Here is a 21,937-nt window from a genome sequence, read left to right as displayed (position 1 = left end):
GCCCCGGGCGCGCTCGAGCGTGGTCACGAGCCGATCCGGGTCGAGAGTGTGTGGAGGAAGCCAGTGCTGGAGTTCGACGTCCTCGTGGAGATCCCCAAGGGGAGCCGCAACAAGTACGAGGTCGACCACGAGACCGGGCGGATGCGCCTCGACCGGTTCCTCTTCACCTCGACGATGTACCCCGCCGACTACGGCTACATCGAGGACACCCTCGGCCAGGACGGCGACCCGCTCGACGCGCTGGTCCTGCTCCAGGAGCCGACCTTCCCGGGCTGCCTCATCAAGTGCCGCGCGATCGGCATGTTCCGGATGACCGACGAGGCCGGCGGCGACGACAAGGTCCTCTGCGTCCCCGCGGGCGACCCGCGCATGGAGCACCTGCGCGACATCAACCACGTCCCGAACTTCGACCGCCTCGAGATCCAGCACTTCTTCGAGGTCTACAAGGACCTCGAGCCCGGCAAGTCCGTCGAGGGCGCCGACTGGGTCGGCCGCACCGAGGCAGAGGCCGAGATCGCCGCGTCCTTCGAGCGCTTCAAGACTCATTGATCCTGGCGCTCGCTGCGCTCGCGCATGTCGAGCGCGCTTTCGCGCGTCGCCTTCCTCCGCTCCGCTCGTTCCTCGCTCCGCTACGTCCAGGCAACGCGGCGCGCTCGACGAGACTAGGGCTCAACGCCCTGGCGGCCAGCGGCTCCAGGCGTCAACAGCACCGACAGCCCTGCGGCGATCGCCGCGGGGCTGTCGTCGTACTCCGGCGGCATGGTGACGTAGCTGAGCGCGATCCGGGCCAGCGTCCGCGCGAGCACCCGTACGACGTCCGGGTCGGCTCCCGGCCAGGCGGCCAGCGCGCCGGCCTCGAGTCGCTCGGCGACCCGGACGAGCAGCGGACCGGCGTCGGTGGTGACGATCCGGACCAGGTCGTGGTGGGCGTCGCCGGCACGCACCCGCCCGATCAGCGGGTCGTCGGCGGCGGTCTCGAGGAACAGCCGCAGCCCGTGCTCCAGGCCGTCCCGCGGCGAGGCGTGCTCGGCGAGGGTCGCGGCGATGAGCGCGCACAGCGCGTCGGCGAGGTCGACCGTGTAGGCCTGGGCGAGCCCGTGGCGCGACCCGAAGGAGTTGTAGAGCGTCTGGCGGCTCACGCCGGCGTCCCGGGCGACCGCCTCCAGCGTGACATCGCCCCAGGGCCGCTCGAGGAGCAGGGCGCGCAGCGCCGCGAAGACAGCGGTACGACGCTCCGCGGCCGCGCTCACCCGCGCTTGACCCCGCGGAAGTAGGCGATCGCGCCGCTGCGCTCGACCACCAGGTCGGCGACGCCCTCCCGGGCGAGCCAGTCCTCCAGCTCGGCGCTCGTGCAGCCGGGCCCGAGGAGGCCGGCGACCCGGCCGACCTGGCGCAGCGGCTCGAAGCGGAGGCCGGTGTCGTTGAGCAGCGCGCTCCCAGTGAGCACGCCGCCGGGCCGCAGCACCCGCGCCATCTCGACCACCGCCCGCTCGGGCTCGGGGAAGCAGTGCAGACCGGTGAAGGTGACCACGAGGTCGAAGGACGCGTCGTCGAACGGCAGGTCGCCGACGTCGGCGATGCGCGGCGTCACCTGGTCGACGACGCCGCGCCGCTCGGCGACCCGCAGGGTGCGGTCCAGCATGGTCTGCGCGATGTCGCCGGCGACGTACTCCACGCCCTGTCCGGGCCGCAGGCCGCGCAGCGCGACCCCACCGCCGCAGGGGATGTCGAGGATCCGGCTGCCGGCGGGCTGGCGGCCGATCTCGTCGGCCGCGCGGTAGAGCCGGCGCAGGTCGCTGTTGATGCCGAGACGCCAGAGCGCGCCGCCGGCGGTCGGGTGCTCGACCGTCCAGTCGTAGAAGGACGCCCACAGCGGGTCGTCGGACCAGCCGCCCAGTCCGGGGACGTGGGACAGGGTGGCCCGGATCATGACCCTCCTCCGAGGAGCGCGTCGGCGCGGAGCAGGCTCTCGGGTACGGCGAACGCGTCGACCAGCTCGCGCGCGATCGGCCGCAGCCGGCGGCACAGCTCGGCCACCTCGCGGGTGATCGCCTTCGAGCGCTGGGTGGTGAGCCGGCCGTGCTCGATGAACCAGGCGCGGTCGGCCTCGATGCCGGACAGTGCGTGCAGGTCGCAGAGCAGGTTGAGGGTGAGCTTGAGGTCGCCGTCCTCGAGCCCGGCGACCTTGTCCGTGAACGCCTCCAGCACCAGCCGCTCGACGTGGGCGCGCGCGGCGGCGATGACGTGGTCCTGGACCCGCGAGAACACCTCCCCCGGGTTCATCCCCGAGTCGACGCCCCGCTTGAGGCGCCGGGCGACGCCGCCGATCAGGTGCTCCTCCCGGAACCGGTACATCGCCAGGTGGTAGTTGGGGTCGCGCAGCCCGCTGTCGGTGTGCCAGTCGTCGGAGCCGCCCGGCAGGGCATCGCGGAGCTGCTCGAAGAGGCGGTGCACCCGGGTCCGCTCCAGCACGGTCTCGACGGCCAGCCCCGCCACGAACCGGACCATCCCGAGCTGGTCGAGGTCGGAGAAGTCGCTCGCGTAGTCGGTGAGCAGGCCCTTGCCGACCAGCTGCAGCAGGACGTGGTTGTCGCCCTCGAAGGTGGTGAAGACGTCGGTGTCGGCCTTGAGCGCGGCGAACCGGTTGACCGCGAGATAGCCGGCGCCACCGCACGCCTCGCGGCACTCCTGGATCGTGTCGGTGGCGTGCCAGGTCGCCAGCGCCTTCGTCCCGGCCGCCCGCGACTCCAGCAGCCGGCGGGTCTCCTCGTCGTCGCGGATGCCGGAGAAGACGTCGTGCAGCTCGCCGGCCAGCACCTCCTGGGCGAAGTGCAGCGCATAGGTGCGCGCCAGCCGTGGGAACAGCCGCCGCTGGTGCAGGCCGTAGTCGAGCAGCAGCTGCTCGGTGCCCTCGTCCTCGGTGCCGGTCTCGAACTGCCGGCGCAGCAGGCCGTAGCGCACGGCGATGGTCAGCGCCGCCTTCGACGCGCTCAGCCCGGCCCCGCCCACGGACACCCGGCCCTGGACCAGGGTGCCGAGCATGGTGAAGAAGCGGCGGCCCGGGCTCTCGATCTCGCTGACGTAGCGGCCGTCGTCGGTGACGTCGGCGAACCGGTTGAGCAAGTTCTCTCGTGGCACCCGCACGGTGCCATCGGGGTCGAACCAGATCCGGCCGTTGTCGACGCCGTTGAGGCCCATCTTGTGGCCGTCGTCCTCGATCCGGACGCCCGGCAGCGTCGCACCGGCCTCGTCGCGCAGCGGTACGACGAGCGCGTGCACGCCGTGCCCCTCGCCGGCCACCTCGAGCTGGGCGAACACCACCGCGACCCGGGCGTGCTTCGCGGCGTTGCCGATGTAGTCCTTGCCGGCCTGCTCACTCGTGGTGGTGACGACGAACTCGGACGTCGCCGGGTCGTAGCTCGCGACCGTGCCGAGCGCCTGGACGTTGCTGCCGTGTCCGGTCTCGGTCATCGCGAAGCAGCCGAGCAGCCGGCCGCTCACCACGTCGGCGAGGTAGGCGTCGTGATGACGCTGGGTGCCGAGCTGCAGGATCGCGCCGCCGAACAGGCCGAACTGCACGCCCACCTTGACCAGGACCGACAGGTCGCCGTACGCCAGGGACTCGAAGGCCGCGATCGAGGCGCCGATGTCGCCTCCGCCGCCGTACTCCTTCGGGAAGCCCATCCCCGCGGCGCCGGTGCCGGCGATCTCGAGCACCACGTCCTTGACCCGCTCGCGGAACTCCTCGCGCGGCATGGTCTCGGCGTCCTCGAGCACCGAGGCGTACGCCGGCAGCAGCTCACGCACGGTGCGGCGGACGTCGGCGTACCTCCCGTCGAGCAGGGCGGTCAGCGCAGCGACGTCGACCGTCAGCTCCGGGGGCGTGGTGGACTCCTCGGCCATGGGGCGAACCTAGCGGCCCTACGGGCGCGCGTAGAAGTCAGGCGTGCGCCAGTAGTCGATCGACTCCTGGCTGACCGGCCGGCCGGTGCGCGGGGCGTGGATGATCTGCCCGTCGCCGGCGTACAGCGCGACATGGAAGATCGCGCTCGGACCACCGTCGGACCAGAACACCAGGTCGCCGGGCCGGAGCTGGTCGCGGGTGATCGGCGTGGACTGGGCGTACTGCGCCACGGAGTAGTGCGGCAGCGACTTGCCGCCCGCGGCCCAGGCCTTCGCGACCAGCCCGGAGCAGTCCCAGGCCGACGGACCGGCCGCGCCCCAGCGGTAGGGCTCGCCGAGCTGCGCCCGGGCGAACGCGATCGCCGCCTGGGCGCCGTCGCCGGGAGCGGGCGTGGACGTGGGCGTGGCCGAGGGCGCCGGATCGGCGTCGGGCTGGCCCTTCGTGGCCTTGGTCGCGTCGGCCGCCTTGGCATCCTCGGCCGCCTTCGCCGCCGCCGCGGCGTTCGCCGCCGCCTCCGCGTCGACCGCGGCCTGGTGGGCGCGGGCGACCGCGACACTGACCCCCTGGAGCCGGGCGAGCCGCTTCACCAGTCGGGTACGCCGGCCCTCGATCCGCGCGGTGACCGCCTCCGCGTCCTGGGCGGCCGCCCGGGCCGCGTCGCGCGCGGCGCGGGCGTCGGCGAGGGCACGGTCCGCCTCCGCCGAGGCCGCGGTGGCCGCGTCGGCGGCCTCGGTCGCGGCCGCGGACGCGGCGACGTACTCGTCGCGGCGCTGGTCGAAGAGCGCCTGCAGGTGCTCGCTCGCCGAGGTCTGCTCGAGCAGCGCGTCGATGCCCTTGGCGTCGACGATCGCCTCGACGACGGTCAGCTCCAGGCCCAGGCCCTGGACGGTGATCACGGCGTCGCGGAAGGAGGCCTCGTGCTCGGCCAGCACCTGGTCGGCACTCGCCGCGTCGGCGATCGCCTGCACCTCAGCCGCCCGGGCCGTGCGGGCCGCCCACCGGGCACCGTTCCAGGTCTCGGTGGCGCGCGCCGCCTGGATCGTCGCCCTGTCGAGCTCCGCGGCCGCGCCCGCCAGCCGCTGCTGGATCGCCGCCACCTCGCCCTCGGCCGCGCCGGCCCGCTCCCGCGCGGCCTGGACGTCCGCGGCACTGGGCCCGGCCGGCGTACTCGGCACCGCCGGATCGGCGGGCGGGTCCGCCTGCGCGCCGGGGACGCAGACCACCGCCGTCAGGACGAGGGCGGCCAGACCGGTACCGAAGCTGGGAGAACGCACTCGCGTCACCGTAGTGCTCTTTTGTCACATGCGAAACAAAAATCTCAGAAATCTCACGAGATGTCGGCGTGTCGGGTTGACGAACTACATCGTTGTAATTCTTGCGGCGCGTCGGAGGCGGGGCTCCGGGCCGCCCCAGCGGCTGTAACACGCTGTTCGCCGCCCTTCACGACCCGCACCGCCTCTACCGGACCCGCACGACCTCGTTCCCGCGACGCCGCAAGTCCGGAAGAGCCGCGGACAGCGTGTTACAGCGATCGGGTACGCGGCCCCACAGGCACGCGAGGAGCCCACGGCTGCAACACGAAGTTCGCCGCCCTCCACGACCCCCGCCAGCTGTACCGGACCCCCACGGCCCCGTTCCCGCGACGCCGCAAGTCCGGAAGAGCCGCGGACAACGTGTTACAGCGCCCAGGTACGCCGCCCCACAGGCACGCGAGGAACGAGCGACCCGCTCGCGCCATCGACTCAGTCGACGTTCACCGGCACCTTGGAGGTCGTGGTCGTGGGGTGGGAGTGCCCGCGTCTGTCGAACTTCTGCCCACTCGCGATGCCGCCGACGTAGAAGGACACGATCGCGATCGCGATGCCGGCGATGTCGTCGGCGACGTAGTGCCAGCCGAAGTAGAGGGTGGCGACGACGGTGAGGCCGAAGTTGACCCAGAAGATCCACTTCAGGACCTTCGAGCGCAGCGTGTACTGCACCATCAGCGCGAACAGCAGGGTGATCGCGCAGTGCAGGCTGGCGAAGCCGGCGATCGAGTTCACCGACTCGGTGGCGCCGCCGTACAGCACGTTCCCGCGCGCCCGCACGATCGAGTTCATCAGGTCGGTCGTGCCGGTGTGGGCGAGGCCGCCGGCGCCGTAGTACTCCGAGGTGTAGGCGATGCCGGGGCCGAGGGTCGGGAGCAGGTAGTACGACAGCGTGCCGAGGGACCAGGCCAGACACTGCGAGGTCACGAACCAGTAGCCGAAGGAGTGGTTGCGCGACCACACCAGCCACGCCGTGACGGCGAGCGGCACCAGCGGCAGGAACATGAGGTAGATCGGGGAGAGGATCTCGGCGGTGACGGTCTTGCCGAGCAGGCCGTGCAGCACGTCGCTCGGGTCGTGGCCGAAGAAGATCACCCGGTCGAGGATGTGCAGCTCGCGGTCGTACGACAGCGCGCGGACCTCGCCGGGCGCGGCGTTCGGGTCGGAGCGGACGAACGGCAGGAACGACTTGAGGTTCCGGTAGCTGACGTAGGTCAGGTAGAAGCTGATGACGCCGATGGCGACCAGGGTCGCGCGCTCCTTGGTCCAGTGCGTGCGCAGCCGCTCCCGGACCACCGGCACCACGCGGCTCGGCCGGCCGTGGGCCTTCCACAGCGCCAACGGCAGCAGGTCGAGGAGCAGCGCCCCGAACAGGAGCAGCGGAAGCCGGATGTACGACGGCCCGAGGAAGCTCCCCTCGGGGTCGAGGAGCCGGCGATCGAGCTTCCACGCGGTGAAGACCGCGAGACCCAGCATGAGCGCGGCCGTGCCGATGAGGAGGGTGTAGGCGCGGCGATACACCCGAGGGATCCTACGGTGCGGGCCCAGGTCAGCGAGCCGGGCCGCCCGGCAGGTCGGCGATTCCGTGCTGTTCGACACGTACGACGACCCGCCGGCCGGGCTCGGTGACCCAACCCGGCACCCCGACGGCGTCCAGCTCGCCGACCCCGTCGACGGCCACCACGAGCCGGCCTCCGTCGGAGGTCGGGCGGAACCCCACGACGGTGGCCGGGTGGCCGGTGTCGAGGTCCGGGGCGGCCAGCAGGGCGGTCGGCCGGAGCGCGACCCGGCCCGTGGGGCGGCCGAGCAGGGCGGTGGCCGCGGACGGCTCGAGGACCCGGGCGTAGCCGAGGAAGAGGGCCGTGTCGGGATCGGCGGGATGCGTCCAGACCGCACCGGTCTCGCCCTCCTGGACGATGCGGCCCGCGCGCATGACGGCCAGCCGGTCGGCGATCGCGAAGGCCTCGTCCTGGTCGTGGGTGACCAGCAGGGCCGTCGTACCGGACTCGGTGAGGATGCGGCGCAGGTCGGTCGCGAGCCGCCCGCGCAGCCCGGCGTCCAGGGCGCTGAGCGGCTCGTCGAGCAGCAGCAGCCGAGGTCGCGCGGCCAGCGAGCGGGCGAGCGCGACGCGTTGCCGCTCGCCGCCGGACAGGGTGCGGGGCAGGCGGTCGGCGTACCCGGCCAGGCCGACCAGCTCGAGCAGGTCGTCGACCTCGGCGCGGACGACGGCGCGAGACGCGCCCTGAAGGCGGCGGGCGTAGCCGACGTTGCGGGCCACGGTGAGGTGGTCGAAGAGCTGGCCGTCCTGGAACATCAGCGCGAAGCACCGCCGGTGCGTGGGGACGCCGGCCAGGTCGGCGCCGTCCCAGGCGATCCTCCCGGCGGCGAGCGGCTCGAGGCCGGCGACCGCGCGCAGCAGCGTGGACTTCCCGCATCCGGACGGCCCGAGCACGGCCAGCACGTGCCCGTCCGCGACAGCGAGGTCGACCGCGTCGACCGCCACGCTCCCGTCGAAGGCGACGGTCACTCCCTGCAGCTCCAGACTCACCACGACCCCACTCCCGGCACACGCAGCCGCTCGACGACGAGGATGACACCCGCGGTCACGGCGGCGAGCACCACCGACGCGGCCATGGCGGTGCCGTAGTTCAGTGCCCCTGGGTGACCGAGCAAGCGATAGATCACGACCGGCAGGGTCGGCTCGGCCGGTCGCACGATGAACGACGTGGCGCCGAACTCCCCCAGCGACACCGCGAACGCGAAGCCGGCCGCGGCCAGCAACGGCCGCCACACGACGGCGAGATCGACGGTCAGCAGGGCCCGGAGCGGACCCGCGCCCAACGACGCGGCGGCCTGGCGCTGACGGTCGTCGATGCCCGCCAGGACCGGGACCAGGGTGCGTACGACGAGTGGCAGCGCAACAAGCGCTTGGGCGATCGGCACCAGCAGCGGACTCGCCCGCAGGTCGAGCGGCGGGGAGTCGAGGGCGATCAGGAAGCCGAAGCCGAGGGTCACCGCCGAGACCCCGAGGGGAAGCATGAAGAAGCCGTCGAGCACCGCCCGCGCCCGCTTCCCCGCCCGCGAGCGGACCTTGCGGGTCAACACGAAGGCGACGATCAGGCCGAGGGTGAGCGACATCCAGGTGGCGTCGGCCGCGATCCGCAGGCTGGCGGCCAGGGCGTGGGTGACCGACACCTGCAGCAGGCCCTCGGCCGAGCCGCCGAGCGCGCGGTAGTAGGCGAGGGTCCACGCGCCGTCGCGTCGTACCGAGCCGAGCAGCAGGGCCACCACCGGCGCGGCCACCAGCACCAGAGCCAGCCCGGTCACGGCGAGGGCGGGGAGGTCGCGCGGCCGGGGGCGGACCGGAGCGGCGGCGACCCGGCGGACCGTCGGGTCGGGCACGGCGCGCAGCCGGCCGACAACGACCAGCAGCGCGACGACCGCCAGCATCTGCACGAGCGAGAGCGCGGCCGCGGCGGGCAGGTCGAGCAGGTCGGCGGTGAGCAGGTAGATCTCGGTCTCGACCGACGAGTAGCGCACCCCTCCGAGCACCAGGACCACCCCGAAGGCCGTCGCGCAGAACAGGAAGACCACGCTCGCCGCCGACACGATCGCCGGTCGCAGCGCGGGCAGGGTGACCGTGCGGAACACCTGGGCGGGCGTCGCGCCCAGCGCCGCCGCGGCCTCCGCGGGGCGGCGGTCCAGCCCCTCCCAGGCCACGCCGACGGTGCGGATCACGACGGCGACATTGAAGAAGACCAGGCCGATCAGGATCGCGGCCGGCGTGCCGTCGAGGTCGAGGAAGCCCAGCGGCCCCGACGACGAGATCAGCTCCCGCACCGCGAGGCCGACGACCACCGTCGGCAGCACGAACGGCACGAGCAGCGCCGTCCGGACCAGGGTGCGCCCGGGGAAGCGCAGCCGGTGCAGCACGTACGCCGTCGGCAGGCCGAGCAGCACCGCGAGCGTGGTCGCGACGGTGCTCGTCCACACGGTGAACCACAGCACCCGCCCCGTCCGCGGCCGGCGCAGCACGTCGAGCACCGCTCCCGGGTCGAACGAGCCCGCCGGCCAGACCCCGCGATGCAGCATCGCTCCGACGGGCAGCACGAAGAACACGGCGACGACGGCGACCGGGACCGCGGCGAGCAGTCCCAGTGCCAGTCGTCGGGCCATTCTCGAACTGCCTAGCGCGACACGATCTCCGTCCATTGCTCCAGCCATGCCTTGCGCTGCTCGGTGATCTCGGCCGGCGCGACCTGCTCGGTGGACTCGGGCCGCTTCGCGAAGCGCGCCCAGTCGGCGGGCAGCTCGACGGAGGAGTCGACCGGGAAGACGTACATCGACTCGGGCAGCGCGGCCTGGACCTCGGGCGACAGCAGCCAGTCGATCACGGCGTGCGCGCCGGCGGTGTTGGTGTCCTCGCCACTCAGCACGCCGGCGTACTCGACCTGCTGGAAGCAGCCGTCGAGCAGCGCGCTGGTCGTCGTCGCGTCGCCGGCCTCGTCGAGCGTGAACGCCGGCGAGGAGTCGTAGGACACCACGATCGGCCGGTCGCCGCCGGAGAAGGTGAAGTCGGTGTAGTAGGCGTCCGACCAGCCCTTGACGACCTTGGCGCCGTTGTCGACCAGCCGGGTCCAGTACGACGGCCAGTCGGCGCCGTACGTCGCGATCGTCGCCAGCAGGAAGGCCAGGCCGGGCGAGCTGGTGCTCGCGCCCGGGATCACGAAGAGGTCGCGGTACGCGGGCTTGGTGAGGTCGTCGAGGCTCTTGGGCGCCGTGATGCCCTTGGCCGCGAACCAGGCGTCGTCGACGTTGACGCAGACGTTGCCGGTGTCGACGGGCGTCAGCGCGTCGTCCTCGTCGCCGGCGAGCTCGAAGGCCGCGGCGCCGTCGGGCAGCGTGGGCGCGTAGCCGGCGAACACGCCCTCGTCGAGCGCGCGGGTGGCGAAGGTGTTGTCGACGCCGAAGACCACGTCGCCGACCGGGTTCGCCTTGGTGAGCACCAGCTCGTTGGTGAGCGCGCCGGCGTCCTCGAGCTTGCTGATCTTCAGGTGGTAGCCGGTGTCCTTCTCGAATGCCCTCACCAGCTCCTCGGGCACCGCGAACGACTCGTGGGTCACCAGGGTGACCGTCTTGTCGGCGTCCTGCTCTCCCTCGCTCTCGGTGCCGATCAGCGAGCAGCCGCTGGCGAGGACGGTGGTGGCGAGGGCCACCAGGGTGAGGCGGCCGGTGAGCATGCGCGTACGCATCGGTTGACTCCCTTCGCCGGTGCTAACCGGATCAGGTTCGGAGGGTCTGCGGCCCGCGCCGCACTCTCAGCACCCCGTGGTGCTCCCCTGTCTGACCCGGTCAGTCTAGTGACTGCCCGCGGACCGGTCGCGGGTGGCCACCATGCGCGCCTCACGCCCCGCGCCCACGGCCGGGAGCTCGGGGCGGCGGACCGCGGTCAGGTCGACCTGCTCGCCGGCCGCGAGCCGGGCGCCGTACCAGGGCGCGTCGACGTGCTCACGGACGAACTCGGCGAAGCCCTGGATGGTGAAGCGCAGCAGGCCCGTGCCGGCAGACTCGATGATGCCCTTGTCGATGAGAGACTTGCGGGCGGTGCTGAGCTGCGGCGTCGTCCGGTCGAGCAGCGCGGTGACATGCCGGGAGGTGGCGACGCCGTCGGGAGCCATGACCTGGGCCAGAGCGATCAGCAGGAGTCGTTCGGCCGGCGTGGCCTTGTTCCAACGGCCGCGGAACATGCCAGTGGCGAGGCTGCGCCGGACGTCGTCGATCCCAGCACGGGCGTGGGCTGGCTCGACCCGAGAGCCGGCGCCGGGCTGCGCATGGAGCCAGGTCTCGTCGCCGAGGTACTGGATCAAGTAGGGCGAGCCACCGGCCTCGCGGATGACAGCCACCGCCGCGGACTCAGCCCAGGTCACGCCGAGACCCAGCGACGGCTCGAGGAGGGCGCGCGCGGCAGCTCCATCGTCGAGGCGGCCGAGATCGCGATAGTCGAAGCGCTCGGTGAAGGAGGCGGCCGCCATCACGACGTCAGGGGTCGTCGTGCGCCGAGCGACGGGGTCGGCGGTAGCGGACACCTTCACGACACCAGCGTTGACCTCGATCGCAAGAGTGCCCAGCCGGTCGCGGAAGCGCTTCCACATCTCGCCCACACCGCGCTGGGCGTCGACCTCGAGCGGCGCGATCGCCTCAGCAAGCCCGCCCGCGAGAAGTTGGACGTTGTCGGAGACCCGATCGAGAGTCACCGCCACCGTGACGAACCGGCGGGCGAGGGCATCGTCACCGATGACCCCGAGGGTGACCGTCTTGCCGAGGCCGCGAGCTCCGGTGAGCACCATCGCGGACGGCGCTGACGTGCCGGAGTTGGCAACCCTGGTGAGGGTCGCCGCGGCGCGCCCCAGTTGTTGGTCACGGCCGACCAGCACCACGGGACGCGCGCCGAACCCCGGCTGATAAGGGCTGTCGAGCGAGTCTCGCGCTGAGGCGGACATGGCACTCCTTCTCCAAGAGATTCCGCGGGTGGCGCCGCCTGCCGCGCGCCGCCCACCCGCGGAATCTCTAAGTCCCTATAAGTGGCGCGACTTATAGGGGCTTAGAGGAGCCGAGCGGCACCCGCGGGCTGTCAGCGTCTCCAGCAGGACGATCTGAGCAGACGATGACACGACCCCCCGACAGATCCTCCGCTCCGGGTCAGGACGCGCGGTAGACGACCCCGTCAGCCAGGTCCTCGGCGCTCGCCTGGCCCCGCGCGACCAACAGGTCGAGGTGCGCCTTGGTCTCCATCGCGGCCATCCCCTGGCTGAAGACGTCGAGCTCGGCGAAGGCCCGCTCGTGCCGGGTCCAGCCCAGGTCCTTGGCCACGACGAGGGAGGTGGCGGTGCCGCGCTCCTTCAGCGAGGTCAGGCACAGGTCGAGCCGGTGCTCGTGGTGCTCGAGCAGCTCGTCGACGCGCTGGTACGACGACGGTGCGACCGGCCCGTGCGCGGGCAGGATGCGCAGGTCGGGCAGCTCGCGGACCCGGGCCAGCGAGGCCATGAAATGTCCGAGGGGCTGGTCCGAGGGCGGCACCGTGAAGCCGATCGACGGGGTGATCGTGGGCAGCACGTGGTCGCCGGAGAACAGCACGCCCTCGGCCTGGTCGGCGAAGACGTAGTGACCGGGGGTGTGGCCGGGGGTGTGCACGGCGTCGAGGCGGCGCCGGCCGATGTCGAGGGTGAGGTCGCCGTCGAGCCAGGTGTCGGGGTAGGCCCAGTCCACGGCCTGCGGCAGGTCGCGCGGGCCGGCCGCCCACTCGTCCGCGATCTCCGCGGCGCCGGCGGTGCGCAGGACGTCGAGGAAGGGGCTCTCGTCGAGTCCGTCGGCGCTGGCGCGGTTGAGCAGGTCCAAGGCCGGTCGCTCGCCCTCGCCCAGGGCGACGTCGGCGCCGTACTCGTGGCCGAGGACGGTCGCCAGCGTGAAGTGGTCGCGATGCACGTGGGTGACCAGGAAGCGCTTGATGTCGCCGAAGCCCGAGCCGATCGAGCGCAGCGACCGGTCGAGCAGCTGCCGCGCAACGGGGATCGACCAGCCGCCGTCGATCAGGGTGAGCCCATCGTCGCCCTGGACGACGTAGACGTTGATCGCCTTGAGCGCGTCCATCGGGAGCGGCAGCGGGACCCGGTAGACGCCCTCGGCGACCTCCCACGCGCCCTCGTCGGCCCAGTGCCGGCCCGAGTCCGGCGAGACGGCGTGTCCGGTGGGGATCCCTCCAGTGCTCATGAACGCACTCTAGGAGTCGTTCACATCCGGTCGCAGATCGGGTAGCCGGAGGTCGAGGTTCGGCTCCTGGATGCCGCCGTCGACCTCGAGCAGCTTGCCGGTGACGTACTTGCCCGCGGGCGAGGCGAGATAGACGACCGCGGCGGCGATGTCCTCGGCCTCCCCGATCCGGCCGAGCGGCGTCGCCTCCTCCAGCTGGCTCTTCATCTCCGGTACGCCGGCGACGAACTCCAGCGCGCTGGTCATCACCGAGCCGACGAAGACGCCGTTGACCCGGATCTCCGGGTTGAGGTCGGTGGCGGCCAGCCGCGACCAGTGCGCGAGCGCGGCCTTGGCGGTGCCGTAGGCGAGATAGCCGCGACCGGCCAGCCGCCCCATCGCGGAGGAGATGGACGTGATCGACTTCTGCCGCCCCTCCCCCGCCGACCTCAGCATCAGCGGCACGGCGGCCCGGCTCAGTGCGTGCGCGGTGGCGACGTTGAAGTGGAAGGCCTCCTCGAGATAGGCCACGTCGGTGTCGAGGAAGGCATTCGGGATGGTGCCGCCGACGTTGTTGACGACGACGTCGAGCCGGCCGAACTCGTCGTACGCGTGCTGGGCGAGGGCGGCGACCTCGTCGGTGTGCGCGAGGTTGGCGGGTACGACGAGAGCCCGGCGTCCGGCGTCCTCGATCCGCGCCGCGACCTCCTCGAGCTGGGCCTCGGTGCGTGAGGAGATGACGACGTCGGCGCCGGCCTCGGCCAGGGCGAGCGCGGTGGCCGCGCCGATGCCCCGGCCGGCGCCGGTGACGACGGCGACGTGGTCGGTCAGCCGGAACCGGTCCAGGATGCTCATCGCCGCTCCCGCGCGCTCGTGCCCGCGACCAGGCCGCGACCGGTGACCAGCGGCAGGTCGAGAGCGGTGACCAGGCCCGGCTGCGCGGCGACGACGGCCGGGATGGCGTTGATCAGCCGCTGCGCGGTGACGATCATCCCGGAGACGTTGTGGTCGCCGTGCTCGCCGTGGTGGGTGAACTCGAGCTTCATGCACGGCTCCCCGGTGATCTCGATCCGGTAGCAGCCGTCGCCCTCGGCCGGCGTGGGCCACTCCGGGACCTGGTCGGCCGCCGTCCGCGTGACGTGCTCGAGGGTGATCCGCGGCACCCCGTCGACGGTGCCGATGACGCGGAAGCGGACGGCCCCCATGGTGCCTTCCGCCACGTCCAACGACACCGTCCTCACGGCCCGCTCGGCCGGCCGCCGGTCGACCTCCTCGACCAGCGGCTCGTCGAGGGTCACCCCGAGCCCGGAGGCGATCACCCGGACCACCGGTCCCCACGCGGTGGTCAGGATGCCGGGCTCCCACAGCAGCGGAGTGGCCCCGTCGAGCGGCTGCCCGAAGCCGAAGAGGTCGCGCATCACGACCGGCTGGTAGTACGTCGAGTAGTCGGCGATCTCGCTGACGGTGACGTGGTCGATGCGCTGGGACAGCGAGCTCAGCACGAGCGGCAGCACGTCGTTCGCGAAGCCCGGGTCGATGCCGTTGACGTGCAGGCTGGCGTTGCCCTGCCGACCCGCCTCGTCGATCGCCTCGATCATCTCGTCGGGCAGGGTGCCGGCACGGTGGAGCAGGATGACGGGCCCCGACGACACCACGTTGACGCCGTCGCGGATCAGCTCGGTGAGGTCGGCGATCGACTCGAAGACCCGGTCGTCGGTCATCGCACCGTGCACGACGCAGTCCGGACGCAGCGCGACCAGCTCGTCGCGGTCGGTCGTCGCCTTCACCCCGAGCTCGCGGTCCAGGCCGGCGAGCAGGCCCGCGTCCTGGCCGTGCTTCTCCGGCGTCGAGGTCCACACCCCGACCAGCTCGAGGTCGGGGTGGGCGTCGACGCCCACGATCGCGTGCCGACCGATCGTGCCGGTGGACCAGACGACGACCCGCAGCGGCTTCTCGGGGATGACCTGTGACATGCGGGCCAATGTAGAACGAGTTCTAGTTTCTGGGAAGGGGTTGGATCACCCGACAACGGGGCATGCGGGCGTACCGGAGGGCGCGCACACCCGCGCGCCCGCACGCATCGACCCAGGAGAAACTCCGCATGAAGATCAAGCTCGCGACCACCGCCGCCCTCCTCGCCGTCGCCCTGTCGGCCTGCGGTGGCGGCGGCCGGCCCTCGCAGTCCGAGGTCGCCGACGCGATCAAGGACCAGCTCCCGGGCGGCTCGTCGGCCGTGACCGACGACGTCATCGACTGCATCGCGAAGGCCGTCGTCGACTCCGACCTGTCCGACGACACGCTCAACAAGATGGTCGACGACGACAAGGGCTCCAGCGAGGAGGTCTCCAAGGCCACCGAGGTGATCACCAAGGCCAGCACGGACTGCGCCACCAAGTGAGCCTCAGGGCGCCGGGATCGCCTCTCCCGGCGCCCACTCGGGGCACCGGGTCCCGGAGTAGATGGTCGGCATGCACCGGTTGCAGTGGATGCAGATCCCGCCCGCGGCCGCGCCGGCGCGCAGCCGGTCGACCAGGTCCGGCTCGCGCAGCAGCGCCCGGCCCATGACCACGAAGTCGAAGCCGTCGGCCATCGCCTGCCGCATCGTCTCGACCCGGTTGATGCCGCCGAGCAGCATCAGCGGCATCGCCACCGCGGCCCGGACCTCCAGCGCCTTCGGCCGGAAGTAGGCCTCCTCGAAGGCGTAGCGCTTCAAGAAGGCCCGACCCGCCGGGGTCCTCATCCCCCACTTCACCAGGGGCGGCATCGTGGCGGCGAACTCCGCGACCGGGGCATCCCCGCGGAACAGGTACATCGGGTTCATCAGCGACGAGCCACCCGAGAGCTGCAGCGCGTCGAGATGCCCGTCCGCCTCCAGCAGCCGGGCGAGCTCGACGCTCATCGCGGTGGTCACCCCGCCGGCGAAGCCGTCGGAGACCGACACCTTCGCGGTCACCGCGACGGCGTCCCCGACCTCCTCCCGTACGACGCGGGCGACCTGGCGCGCGAGCCGGGCCCGCCGCTCCAGCGGGCCACCCCACCGGTCCCGGCGCCGGTTGAGGCCGGGCGCGAGGAAGGACGAGATCAGGTACGAGTGCGCCATGTGCAGCTCGAGCACGTCGAACCCGGCCCGCACCAGGGTGCGGGCCGCGTCGACGTACGCACGGGTGACGCGGGTCAGGTCCCGCTCGGACGCCGTGCGGATCATCTGCATCGACAGCGGGCTCGGCATCCGGCTGGCCGCGATCGCGGGCACGCCGTTGGAGCGGCCGTTGGCGACCGGCCCGGCGTGCCCGACCTGACCGGCGATCGCGGCGCCGGTCGCGTGGATCTCGTCGGCGAGCCGGCTCAGCCCCGGCAGGGTGCGCTCCCCCACGACGATCTGCTCCCGGTGGGTGCGCCCCTCGGGGGCCACGGCGAGATAGGCGACCGTGGTCAGCCCGACGCCGCCGGCGGCCGGGGCCCGGTGGTAGGCGATCAGCTCGTCGGTGACGACGCCGTCCGGCGTACGCCCCTCGAAGGTGGCGGCCTTGACCGTGCGGTTGCGCAGCCGGACCGGGCCGAGGTCGGCCGGGGCGAAGACGTCGGGGATGCTCACCCGGCGCACTCTAGTGACGACATGGAACACGTTCTAGAAATTCCCCGGCCAGAAAAGCGAGAAGAAAGTGAGAACTCGTCATCTATTGCCGCTCTCCGGACCGCTCTAGGCTCCGGAGCATGGCCAAGACGCTCTGGCGGGACCGCAACGAATCGCTCGACCCGGAGACGGACTACGTCGAGATCTACCAGAACCTGGCGCTCTACGAGTTCACCTGGGATCTCACCCAGGCGCTGAGCTTCGCGCTGTTCCGCACCTACGCCGTCCCGAGCATCGGCCGCCTCCTCGACCAGACCGGCGCCTTCACCGGCGCCGTCCAGAAGCGGTACGACGACACCGCCCTCCTCCTCGAGGCCCCGTTCGTGCACGGCTTCGACTCCGAGGCCGGCAGGACCGCGATGCGCCGGATCAACCAGATGCACCGGATGTACGACATCTCCAACGACGACTTCCGCTACGTGCTCTCGACCTTCGTCGTCGTGCCCAAGCGCTGGCTCGACGACTACGGCTGGCGCTCGCTCACCGACACCGAGCTGCGTGCGAGCGTCAACTACTACCGCGCCCTCGGCCGTCACATGGGGATCAAGGACATCCCCGAGACCTACGACGAGTTCATGCACCTGATGGACGACTACGAGCGCGCGCACTTCGACTTCGACGCCGGGGGCCGTCGGGTCGCCGACTCCACGCTGCGCCTGCTCACCACCTTCTACCCCCGCCCGCTGCGCAAGCCGGTCGAGCTGTTCAGCCGCGGCCTGATGGACCAGCCGCTGCTCGACGCCTTCGCGTACGCCGACCCGGGCCCCCTGGTCCGCCGGCTCAGCGTGGGTGCGATGCGGGTCCGGGCCCGGCTGCTGCGGCACACCCCGTCGAACCGGGTGCCGACGTACACCGCCGACCTGCCGCGGATCAAGAGCTATCCCGACGGCTTCGACCTCGCCGACCTCGGCACCTTCCCCGTCCCGGGGCGGGGCGGGTGCCCGGTCCGGCACGACGCGACCGCCTGATCCCGGGGTCGGGTCCCTCCGTCGCATCTGACGAATGGGCTGGAAGACCGGCGAAAGACCAGCCCGTTCGTCAGATACGACGGCGACCGGGCGACCACCGCACCGTCAGGCGTTGAACTCCGGCGCCCGCTTCCCGACGAACGCCGCCACGCCCTCGCGCCCGTCGGGGCTCACGGCGAGGGTGCGGATCGAGAGCGTCTCCTTGCGCAGCGCGGCCTCCGGCGCGGGCGCGGCGACCTCGCGCAGCAGCCGCTTGGCGGCGGCGTTCGCGGTGGCCGACCCGGCCGCGAGCCCCTCGACCACCTGGTCGACGGTGGCGGCCAGCTCGTCGGTGGGTACGACGCGCGCGACCAGCCCGGCGTCGTACGCGTCCTGGGCGGTCAGCAGGTCGCCGAGCAGGGCCAGCCGCAGCGCGCGGTGCAGGCCGAGGGTGTTGACCAGCAGCGAGCTGCCGCCGTCGGGCGAGAGGCCGACCTTGGTGTAGGCGAGGCTGAACTTGACGTTGTCGGCGGCGATGACCACGTCGGCGGCCGCGGCGAGCGGGAAGCCCGCGCCGGCGGCGGTGCCCTGGACCGCGCTGACCACGATCGCGTCGGAGCGGACCAGCTCGCTGACGACCCGGTGCAGCGCCTCGGCGAGGTCGTCGATGAACCCGGCCACGTCGTCGGCGCCGGCGAAGGCGCCGAGGTCGCCACCGACCGAGAAGAACCGGCCCTCGGCGGCCAGGACGACGACCCGCGCGCCGTCACGGTGGGCGGCCCGGACGGCGTCGTGGAGCTGCGCGACCGAGCCCGGGTGGATCGGGTTGCCGCGCTCGCCGTCGGCGAGGGTGATCCGGGCGACGCCGGCGGCGTACTCGTAGCGCACGAAGGTGTCGGTCATGGCGCCAACTATGGCGGAGGCGGGTGAGGGGTGGATGCGGGGGTCGGGGGTGCGGGAATCGCCGGTCGACCGGTGAAACTGTCACTGGACGGGCGTTGCAACGCCCGACAAGTGCAGGAAGAACCCGACAAGTGCAGGAACCACCGGTCGACCGGCGATTCCTGCACCCCACCCCCGCGACTCAGGACGCGCACTCCCCCGTGTCGACCTCGGCGTCGTCGGACCCCGGGCCGCTGCCGGCACGGGCGCTGGCCTGCACCTGCTCGGCGGTGAGCGCGTACCCGGTCTCGGGGTCGGTCACCGACGCGGCGAACACCACGCCCGCGACCTTGCCCCGCGGCGTGACGATCGGGCCACCGGAGTTGCCGGGGCGGACCAGGCCGCGCAGGGAGTAGACCTCGCGCACGACCGTGCCGTTGCCGTAGATGTCGGGCGAGCGCAGGTTCTGCATCGCGCGGACCCGGCCGGTCTGGACGTCGAACGGCCCGTCCTGGGGGTAGCCCACGATGGCCACCGGGTCCTCCGCGCCGACGGCGGTGTCGAACTTCAGCACCGGGGCGTCGTCGGTCTCGAGGGCGAGGACGGCGATGTCGAGCTTGCGGTCGTAGAGCACGACCCGGGCCAGCTCGGTGCCGCCGCCGATGCTGACCTCGGGGTCGTCGACGCCGGCCACGACGTGGGCGTTGGTCATCACCCGGTCGGGGGCGAACACGAAGCCGGTGCCCTCGACCCCGCGGCCGCAGTCGTTGGCACCGCGGATCTTGACCACGCTGCTCCGGGTCGCCTTGACCGCGTCGGTGCCGGGCAGGTCCGCCGGCCCCGGCGCGACCTCGACGATCCGCTCGGGCGCGAACGGCTCGAGGTAGCGCGGGAAGAAGCCGGTGCCGACCACGTTGTTGAACGCCTGCAGGGCGTTGGGCGCCGTCTCCGGCAGCACCGTGTTGACCTTCGAGAGCACCACGGAGCTGCGCACCATCGAGGTGACGGGACCGATCCGGGTGCCGGAGATCGCCACGCCGAGAGCCCACGCGACGAGCAGGACGGCGAGTCCGCTGAGCAGGGCGCCCCCCACCGCGTCGAGCGCCCGCGCGGGCTGCCAGGTGATCCGCTCGCGGACCCGGGCGCCGGCGTACTGGAGCAGGGCCTGGCCCAGCGACGCGCACAGGATCACGATGAACAGCGCGCCCAGCGAGACCGCCAGCGACGGCTCGAAGCTGCTCAGCGCCACCGGGGCGAGCAGGATGCCGCCGAGACCACCCGACAGCAGGCCGATCGTCGCGAACGCCCCGGTGATGAAGCCCTGCCAGTAGCCGGACAGCGCGTACGCCGCGACGAGGACGACGAGCAGCCAGTCGAGGAGGTTCACTCGTTGGGCTCCAGGATGTCCATGCCGTCCCCCGGCTCCTCGTCGGCAGCTGCCGCGGCGGCCGTCCGGCGGACGTGCTCGGCGAGCATGTAGTCGGGGAGATCATGCACCGGGGGGTCGCTCACCGGTGGTAGCCACCCGAGGAAGTCGAAGAAACGGGTCAGGATCCCGCCCGTGAAGCCCCACAGGATCACGTCCTTGTCGGGCCCGATCAGGAAGCCCGGCCCGGTCCAGCCACCGGGGTGACGGACCTGGATCCGGTGCTCCGGCGCGAACAGGTCGGCCAGGGTCACCCGGTGGATGGCGTGCACCTCCTGCGGCGAGGCCACCCGGATCGGCGCCGGCTCGCGCCACCAGCCGAGCACCGGCGTCACCGCGAAGTTGGACGGCGGCAGCCACAGCTCGGGCAGCGTCGCGAAGACCTCGACCCCGGCCGGGTCGACCCCGATCTCCTCGTCGGCCTCGCGCAGCGCCGCCTCGACCACGCTCTCGCCCGGGTCGATGCTGCCGCCCGGGAAGGAGACCTGGCCGGGGTGGGAGCGCATGTCGTGGGCCCGCTCGGTCAGCAGTACGTCGCGGTCGCCGAAGAGCATCAGCACCGCGCCGCGGCGTACCGGCTTGTCCTTGGGCGGCAGGAAGGCGCTCAGGTCGCTACCGCTGATCGCGCGGGCGCCCTCGGCGACCGGACGCAGCCAGTCGGGCAGGTCGGACGGCAGGTCGGTCACGGCGTCGCCTTCGCGGCGAGGTCGATGCCGAGGTTCTGCTTCACCATCGCGACGACCTCGTCGAGCGAGTCGATGCCGCCCGCCACCTGCTCGAAGGAGCCGTCCGCACGCACGAAGAAGAACTGGGGCAGCACCTTGAGGATGAGGTCGCTCTCCTGCAGGTCGCCGCAGGTGTCGGCCGCCGAGGGGTAGGTGACGCCCTTGAGCCGGGCGAAGTCGATCGCCGCGCCGGGGTAGGTGTCGAGGTAGTTGACGCCGAGCAGCGGCACCTGGCTTCCGTACGCCTCGTGGAACTGCTGCAGGACCGGCATCTCCTCCCGGCACGGCACGCAGGTCGTCGACCAGAAGTTGACGATCGCCGGGCCCTTCACGTCGGCGAGCGAGATCGAGGAGGTGCTGCCGAGGCAGTCGAGCGTGATGTCGGGCAGGTCGGTGGCGCCGGCCTCGGTCGGCAGCGCGCTGCAGTCGGCGATGCCGGCCGCCTCGCGGTCCTTGACCAGGTCGGGCGTGGTCGGGTCGACCTTGCACGCGAAGGCCGCCGGAGCGACGCTGTCGCAGCCGGTCAGCAGGACGCCGGCCGCCACCAGCGCCACCAGCACGGCGGGCAGGCGACGCATCAGTTGGGACCCTCGGTGCGGACCAGCTTCTCCGCCTCGACCGGGTCCGTCGGACCGGTGCCGTACGACGGGCACCAGCGCGCGACCGGGCAGGCACCGCAGGCGGGCTTCTTGGCGTGGCAGCGGCGGCGGCCGTGCCAGATCAGGTGGTGGGACAGCATGGTCCAGTCGCGCTTGGGGAACAGCGCGCCGACGGCGTGCTCGACCTTGACCGGGTCGGTCTCCTCGGTGAACCCGAGCCGCCGGGCCAGCCGGCCGAAGTGGGTGTCGACGGTGATCCCGGGAAGGTCGAAGGCGTTGCCGAGCACGACGTTGGCGGTCTTGCGTCCGACGCCGGGCAGGGTCACCAGGTCCTCGAGCCGGGCGGGCACCTGGCCGTCGTAGCGCTCGACGAGGGCGGCGCTCAGCTTCAGCAGCGACTCGGTCTTGGCCCGGAAGAAGCCGAGCGGACCGACGATCTGCTCGAGGTGAGCGCGGTCGGCCGCCGCCATCGACGCCGGGTCGGGGTAGGCCGCGAACAGCGTCGGCCGCACCGCGTTGACCCGCTTGTCGGTGGTCTGCGCCGAGAGCACGGTGACGACCAGGCACTCGAAGGGGTTGTCGAAGTCGAGCTCGGCCTTGGCGTCGGGATAGGTCTCCCCCAGCACCCGGTCGATCTTCCGCGCCCGCCGCACGAGCTGGGTCGACGTGTCGTCGCTGGTGTCGATCGGCCGCACGCACGCCACCCTACGGTGTGGGTGGGACAGTCCAGACTCGCGAGTCCTGTTACGTGTGAGATCGAGCACTGG

At 72.3% G+C, this 21,937-nt stretch carries 21 protein-coding genes and 1 riboswitch; of the genes, 3 read left to right on the top strand and 18 right to left on the bottom strand.

What is annotated here, in order from left to right; genetic code table 11:
• Nucleotides 1–33 precede the first annotated feature (33 nt).
• Nucleotides 34–549 (top strand): inorganic diphosphatase, encoded by a 516-nt coding sequence (locus JOD66_RS15510; RefSeq protein ID WP_443678822.1) that lies wholly within the window; start codon nucleotides 34–36, stop codon nucleotides 547–549.
• A 113-nt stretch (nucleotides 550–662) separates the two neighbouring features.
• Here the strand turns inward: JOD66_RS15510 and JOD66_RS15505 are convergent, their stop codons facing one another.
• The 12 genes from JOD66_RS15505 to JOD66_RS15450 all read right to left on the bottom strand — a co-directional run bounded on the left by JOD66_RS15505 (nucleotide 663) and on the right by JOD66_RS15450 (nucleotide 14,930).
• A complete protein-coding gene (locus JOD66_RS15505; protein ID WP_204837757.1) occupies nucleotides 663–1,250 on the bottom strand; it encodes a TetR/AcrR family transcriptional regulator in 588 nt (195 codons plus the stop codon).
• On the bottom strand, nucleotides 1,247–1,930 hold the full coding sequence (locus JOD66_RS15500) for a class I SAM-dependent methyltransferase (RefSeq protein ID WP_204837755.1): 684 nt from the start codon (nucleotides 1,928–1,930) through the stop codon (nucleotides 1,247–1,249). Before JOD66_RS15500 ends, JOD66_RS15505 begins: the two co-directional genes overlap by 4 nt.
• Nucleotides 1,927–3,903, bottom strand: coding sequence for an acyl-CoA dehydrogenase family protein (locus tag JOD66_RS15495; RefSeq protein ID WP_204837746.1), 1,977 nt, complete (start codon nucleotides 3,901–3,903; stop codon nucleotides 1,927–1,929). The genes JOD66_RS15500 and JOD66_RS15495 overlap by 4 nt, the downstream gene beginning before the upstream one ends.
• 18 nt (nucleotides 3,904–3,921) lie before the next feature.
• Nucleotides 3,922–5,178: a C40 family peptidase gene (locus JOD66_RS29535; RefSeq protein ID WP_204837742.1), complete on the bottom strand. Its 1,257-nt coding sequence runs from the start codon at nucleotides 5,176–5,178 to the stop codon at nucleotides 3,922–3,924.
• Between the two features lie 468 nt (nucleotides 5,179–5,646).
• The gene (locus JOD66_RS15485; protein ID WP_307823550.1) at nucleotides 5,647–6,732 is read right to left on the bottom strand and encodes a phosphatase PAP2 family protein; all 1,086 of its coding nucleotides are present in this window, start codon (nucleotides 6,730–6,732) and stop codon (nucleotides 5,647–5,649) included.
• Nucleotides 6,733–6,760: 28 nt separating this feature from the next.
• On the bottom strand, nucleotides 6,761–7,759 hold the full coding sequence (locus JOD66_RS15480) for an ABC transporter ATP-binding protein (protein WP_204837740.1): 999 nt from the start codon (nucleotides 7,757–7,759) through the stop codon (nucleotides 6,761–6,763).
• A complete protein-coding gene (locus tag JOD66_RS15475) occupies nucleotides 7,756–9,387 on the bottom strand; it encodes an ABC transporter permease (RefSeq protein WP_204837738.1) in 1,632 nt (543 codons plus the stop codon). Before JOD66_RS15475 ends, JOD66_RS15480 begins: the two co-directional genes overlap by 4 nt.
• A gap of 11 nt (nucleotides 9,388–9,398) precedes the next feature.
• Nucleotides 9,399–10,463 (bottom strand): thiamine ABC transporter substrate-binding protein, encoded by a 1,065-nt coding sequence (locus JOD66_RS15470; protein WP_204837736.1) that lies wholly within the window; start codon nucleotides 10,461–10,463, stop codon nucleotides 9,399–9,401.
• A riboswitch (TPP riboswitch) is annotated at nucleotides 10,455–10,562 on the bottom strand. Its footprint overlaps the gene before it by 9 nt.
• 6 nt (nucleotides 10,563–10,568) lie before the next feature.
• Complete coding sequence (locus JOD66_RS15465; RefSeq protein WP_204837735.1) at nucleotides 10,569–11,711, bottom strand: DUF8462 domain-containing protein; 1,143 nt, start codon at nucleotides 11,709–11,711, stop codon at nucleotides 10,569–10,571.
• 199 nt (nucleotides 11,712–11,910) lie between these two features.
• The gene (locus JOD66_RS15460; RefSeq protein WP_204837734.1) at nucleotides 11,911–12,978 is read right to left on the bottom strand and encodes an MBL fold metallo-hydrolase; all 1,068 of its coding nucleotides are present in this window, start codon (nucleotides 12,976–12,978) and stop codon (nucleotides 11,911–11,913) included.
• A gap of 9 nt (nucleotides 12,979–12,987) precedes the next feature.
• Entirely contained in the window at nucleotides 12,988–13,812 is an 825-nt protein-coding gene (locus tag JOD66_RS15455) for an SDR family oxidoreductase (protein WP_204837732.1), read from the bottom strand.
• A complete protein-coding gene (locus tag JOD66_RS15450) occupies nucleotides 13,809–14,930 on the bottom strand; it encodes an NAD(P)H-dependent amine dehydrogenase family protein (protein WP_204837730.1) in 1,122 nt (373 codons plus the stop codon). The genes JOD66_RS15455 and JOD66_RS15450 overlap by 4 nt, the downstream gene beginning before the upstream one ends.
• Before the next feature lie 128 nt (nucleotides 14,931–15,058).
• Here JOD66_RS15450 and JOD66_RS15445 point away from each other — a divergent pair, with 128 nt between their 5' ends.
• The gene (locus JOD66_RS15445; protein ID WP_204837728.1) at nucleotides 15,059–15,355 is read left to right on the top strand and encodes a hypothetical protein; all 297 of its coding nucleotides are present in this window, start codon (nucleotides 15,059–15,061) and stop codon (nucleotides 15,353–15,355) included.
• Nucleotides 15,356–15,358: 3 nt separating this feature from the next.
• Here the strand turns inward: JOD66_RS15445 and JOD66_RS15440 are convergent, their stop codons facing one another.
• On the bottom strand, nucleotides 15,359–16,552 hold the full coding sequence (locus JOD66_RS15440; RefSeq protein WP_307823549.1) for an oxidoreductase: 1,194 nt from the start codon (nucleotides 16,550–16,552) through the stop codon (nucleotides 15,359–15,361).
• Between the two features lie 119 nt (nucleotides 16,553–16,671).
• Here JOD66_RS15440 and JOD66_RS15435 point away from each other — a divergent pair, with 119 nt between their 5' ends.
• Nucleotides 16,672–17,559, top strand: coding sequence for an oxygenase MpaB family protein (locus JOD66_RS15435; protein ID WP_204837726.1), 888 nt, complete (start codon nucleotides 16,672–16,674; stop codon nucleotides 17,557–17,559).
• A gap of 105 nt (nucleotides 17,560–17,664) precedes the next feature.
• On the opposite strand, the gene JOD66_RS15430 is transcribed toward JOD66_RS15435, so the two are convergent.
• The 5 genes from JOD66_RS15430 to nth all read right to left on the bottom strand — a co-directional run bounded on the left by JOD66_RS15430 (nucleotide 17,665) and on the right by nth (nucleotide 21,865).
• Complete coding sequence (locus JOD66_RS15430; protein ID WP_204837724.1) at nucleotides 17,665–18,441, bottom strand: enoyl-CoA hydratase/isomerase family protein; 777 nt, start codon at nucleotides 18,439–18,441, stop codon at nucleotides 17,665–17,667.
• A 181-nt stretch (nucleotides 18,442–18,622) separates the two neighbouring features.
• Nucleotides 18,623–19,807 (bottom strand): MarP family serine protease, encoded by a 1,185-nt coding sequence (locus JOD66_RS15425; protein ID WP_204837722.1) that lies wholly within the window; start codon nucleotides 19,805–19,807, stop codon nucleotides 18,623–18,625.
• The gene (locus JOD66_RS15420) at nucleotides 19,804–20,532 is read right to left on the bottom strand and encodes an NUDIX hydrolase (protein ID WP_307823548.1); all 729 of its coding nucleotides are present in this window, start codon (nucleotides 20,530–20,532) and stop codon (nucleotides 19,804–19,806) included. Before JOD66_RS15420 ends, JOD66_RS15425 begins: the two co-directional genes overlap by 4 nt.
• Complete coding sequence (locus JOD66_RS15415; protein WP_204837721.1) at nucleotides 20,529–21,149, bottom strand: TlpA disulfide reductase family protein; 621 nt, start codon at nucleotides 21,147–21,149, stop codon at nucleotides 20,529–20,531. The genes JOD66_RS15420 and JOD66_RS15415 overlap by 4 nt, the downstream gene beginning before the upstream one ends.
• Nucleotides 21,149–21,865, bottom strand: a complete 717-nt coding sequence (nth, locus tag JOD66_RS15410) for an endonuclease III (protein WP_204837719.1) — start codon at nucleotides 21,863–21,865, stop codon at nucleotides 21,149–21,151. The genes JOD66_RS15415 and nth overlap by 1 nt, the downstream gene beginning before the upstream one ends.
• Between the last annotated feature and the right edge of the window lie 72 nt (nucleotides 21,866–21,937).

Origin of the sequence: Nocardioides nitrophenolicus, assembly GCF_016907515.1 — a bacterium.
Lineage (GTDB): Bacteria > Actinomycetota > Actinomycetes > Propionibacteriales > Nocardioidaceae > Nocardioides > Nocardioides nitrophenolicus.
Note: the sequence above shows the minus strand (reverse complement) of the source record. Positions and strands in the feature narration are given on the sequence as shown.

What these genes read in the sequence shown, in the direction of transcription:
- JOD66_RS15500 (WP_204837755.1), bottom strand. Translation starts at nt 1,930, where the DNA reads ATGATCCGGGCCACCCTGTCCCACGTCCCCGGACTGGGCGGCTGGTCC.
- JOD66_RS15495 (WP_204837746.1), bottom strand. Translation starts at nt 3,903, where the DNA reads ATGGCCGAGGAGTCCACCACGCCCCCGGAGCTGACGGTCGACGTCGCT.
- JOD66_RS15475 (WP_204837738.1), bottom strand. Translation starts at nt 9,387, where the DNA reads ATGGCCCGACGACTGGCACTGGGACTGCTCGCCGCGGTCCCGGTCGCC.
- JOD66_RS15470 (WP_204837736.1), bottom strand. Translation starts at nt 10,463, where the DNA reads ATGCGTACGCGCATGCTCACCGGCCGCCTCACCCTGGTGGCCCTCGCC.
- JOD66_RS15465 (WP_204837735.1), bottom strand. Translation starts at nt 11,711, where the DNA reads ATGTCCGCCTCAGCGCGAGACTCGCTCGACAGCCCTTATCAGCCGGGG.
- JOD66_RS15460 (WP_204837734.1), bottom strand. Translation starts at nt 12,978, where the DNA reads ATGAGCACTGGAGGGATCCCCACCGGACACGCCGTCTCGCCGGACTCG.
- JOD66_RS15455 (WP_204837732.1), bottom strand. Translation starts at nt 13,812, where the DNA reads ATGAGCATCCTGGACCGGTTCCGGCTGACCGACCACGTCGCCGTCGTC.
- JOD66_RS15450 (WP_204837730.1), bottom strand. Translation starts at nt 14,930, where the DNA reads ATGTCACAGGTCATCCCCGAGAAGCCGCTGCGGGTCGTCGTCTGGTCC.
- JOD66_RS15445 (WP_204837728.1), top strand. Translation starts at nt 15,059, where the DNA reads ATGAAGATCAAGCTCGCGACCACCGCCGCCCTCCTCGCCGTCGCCCTG.
- JOD66_RS15435 (WP_204837726.1), top strand. Translation starts at nt 16,672, where the DNA reads ATGGCCAAGACGCTCTGGCGGGACCGCAACGAATCGCTCGACCCGGAG.
- JOD66_RS15430 (WP_204837724.1), bottom strand. Translation starts at nt 18,441, where the DNA reads ATGACCGACACCTTCGTGCGCTACGAGTACGCCGCCGGCGTCGCCCGG.
- JOD66_RS15415 (WP_204837721.1), bottom strand. Translation starts at nt 21,149, where the DNA reads ATGCGTCGCCTGCCCGCCGTGCTGGTGGCGCTGGTGGCGGCCGGCGTC.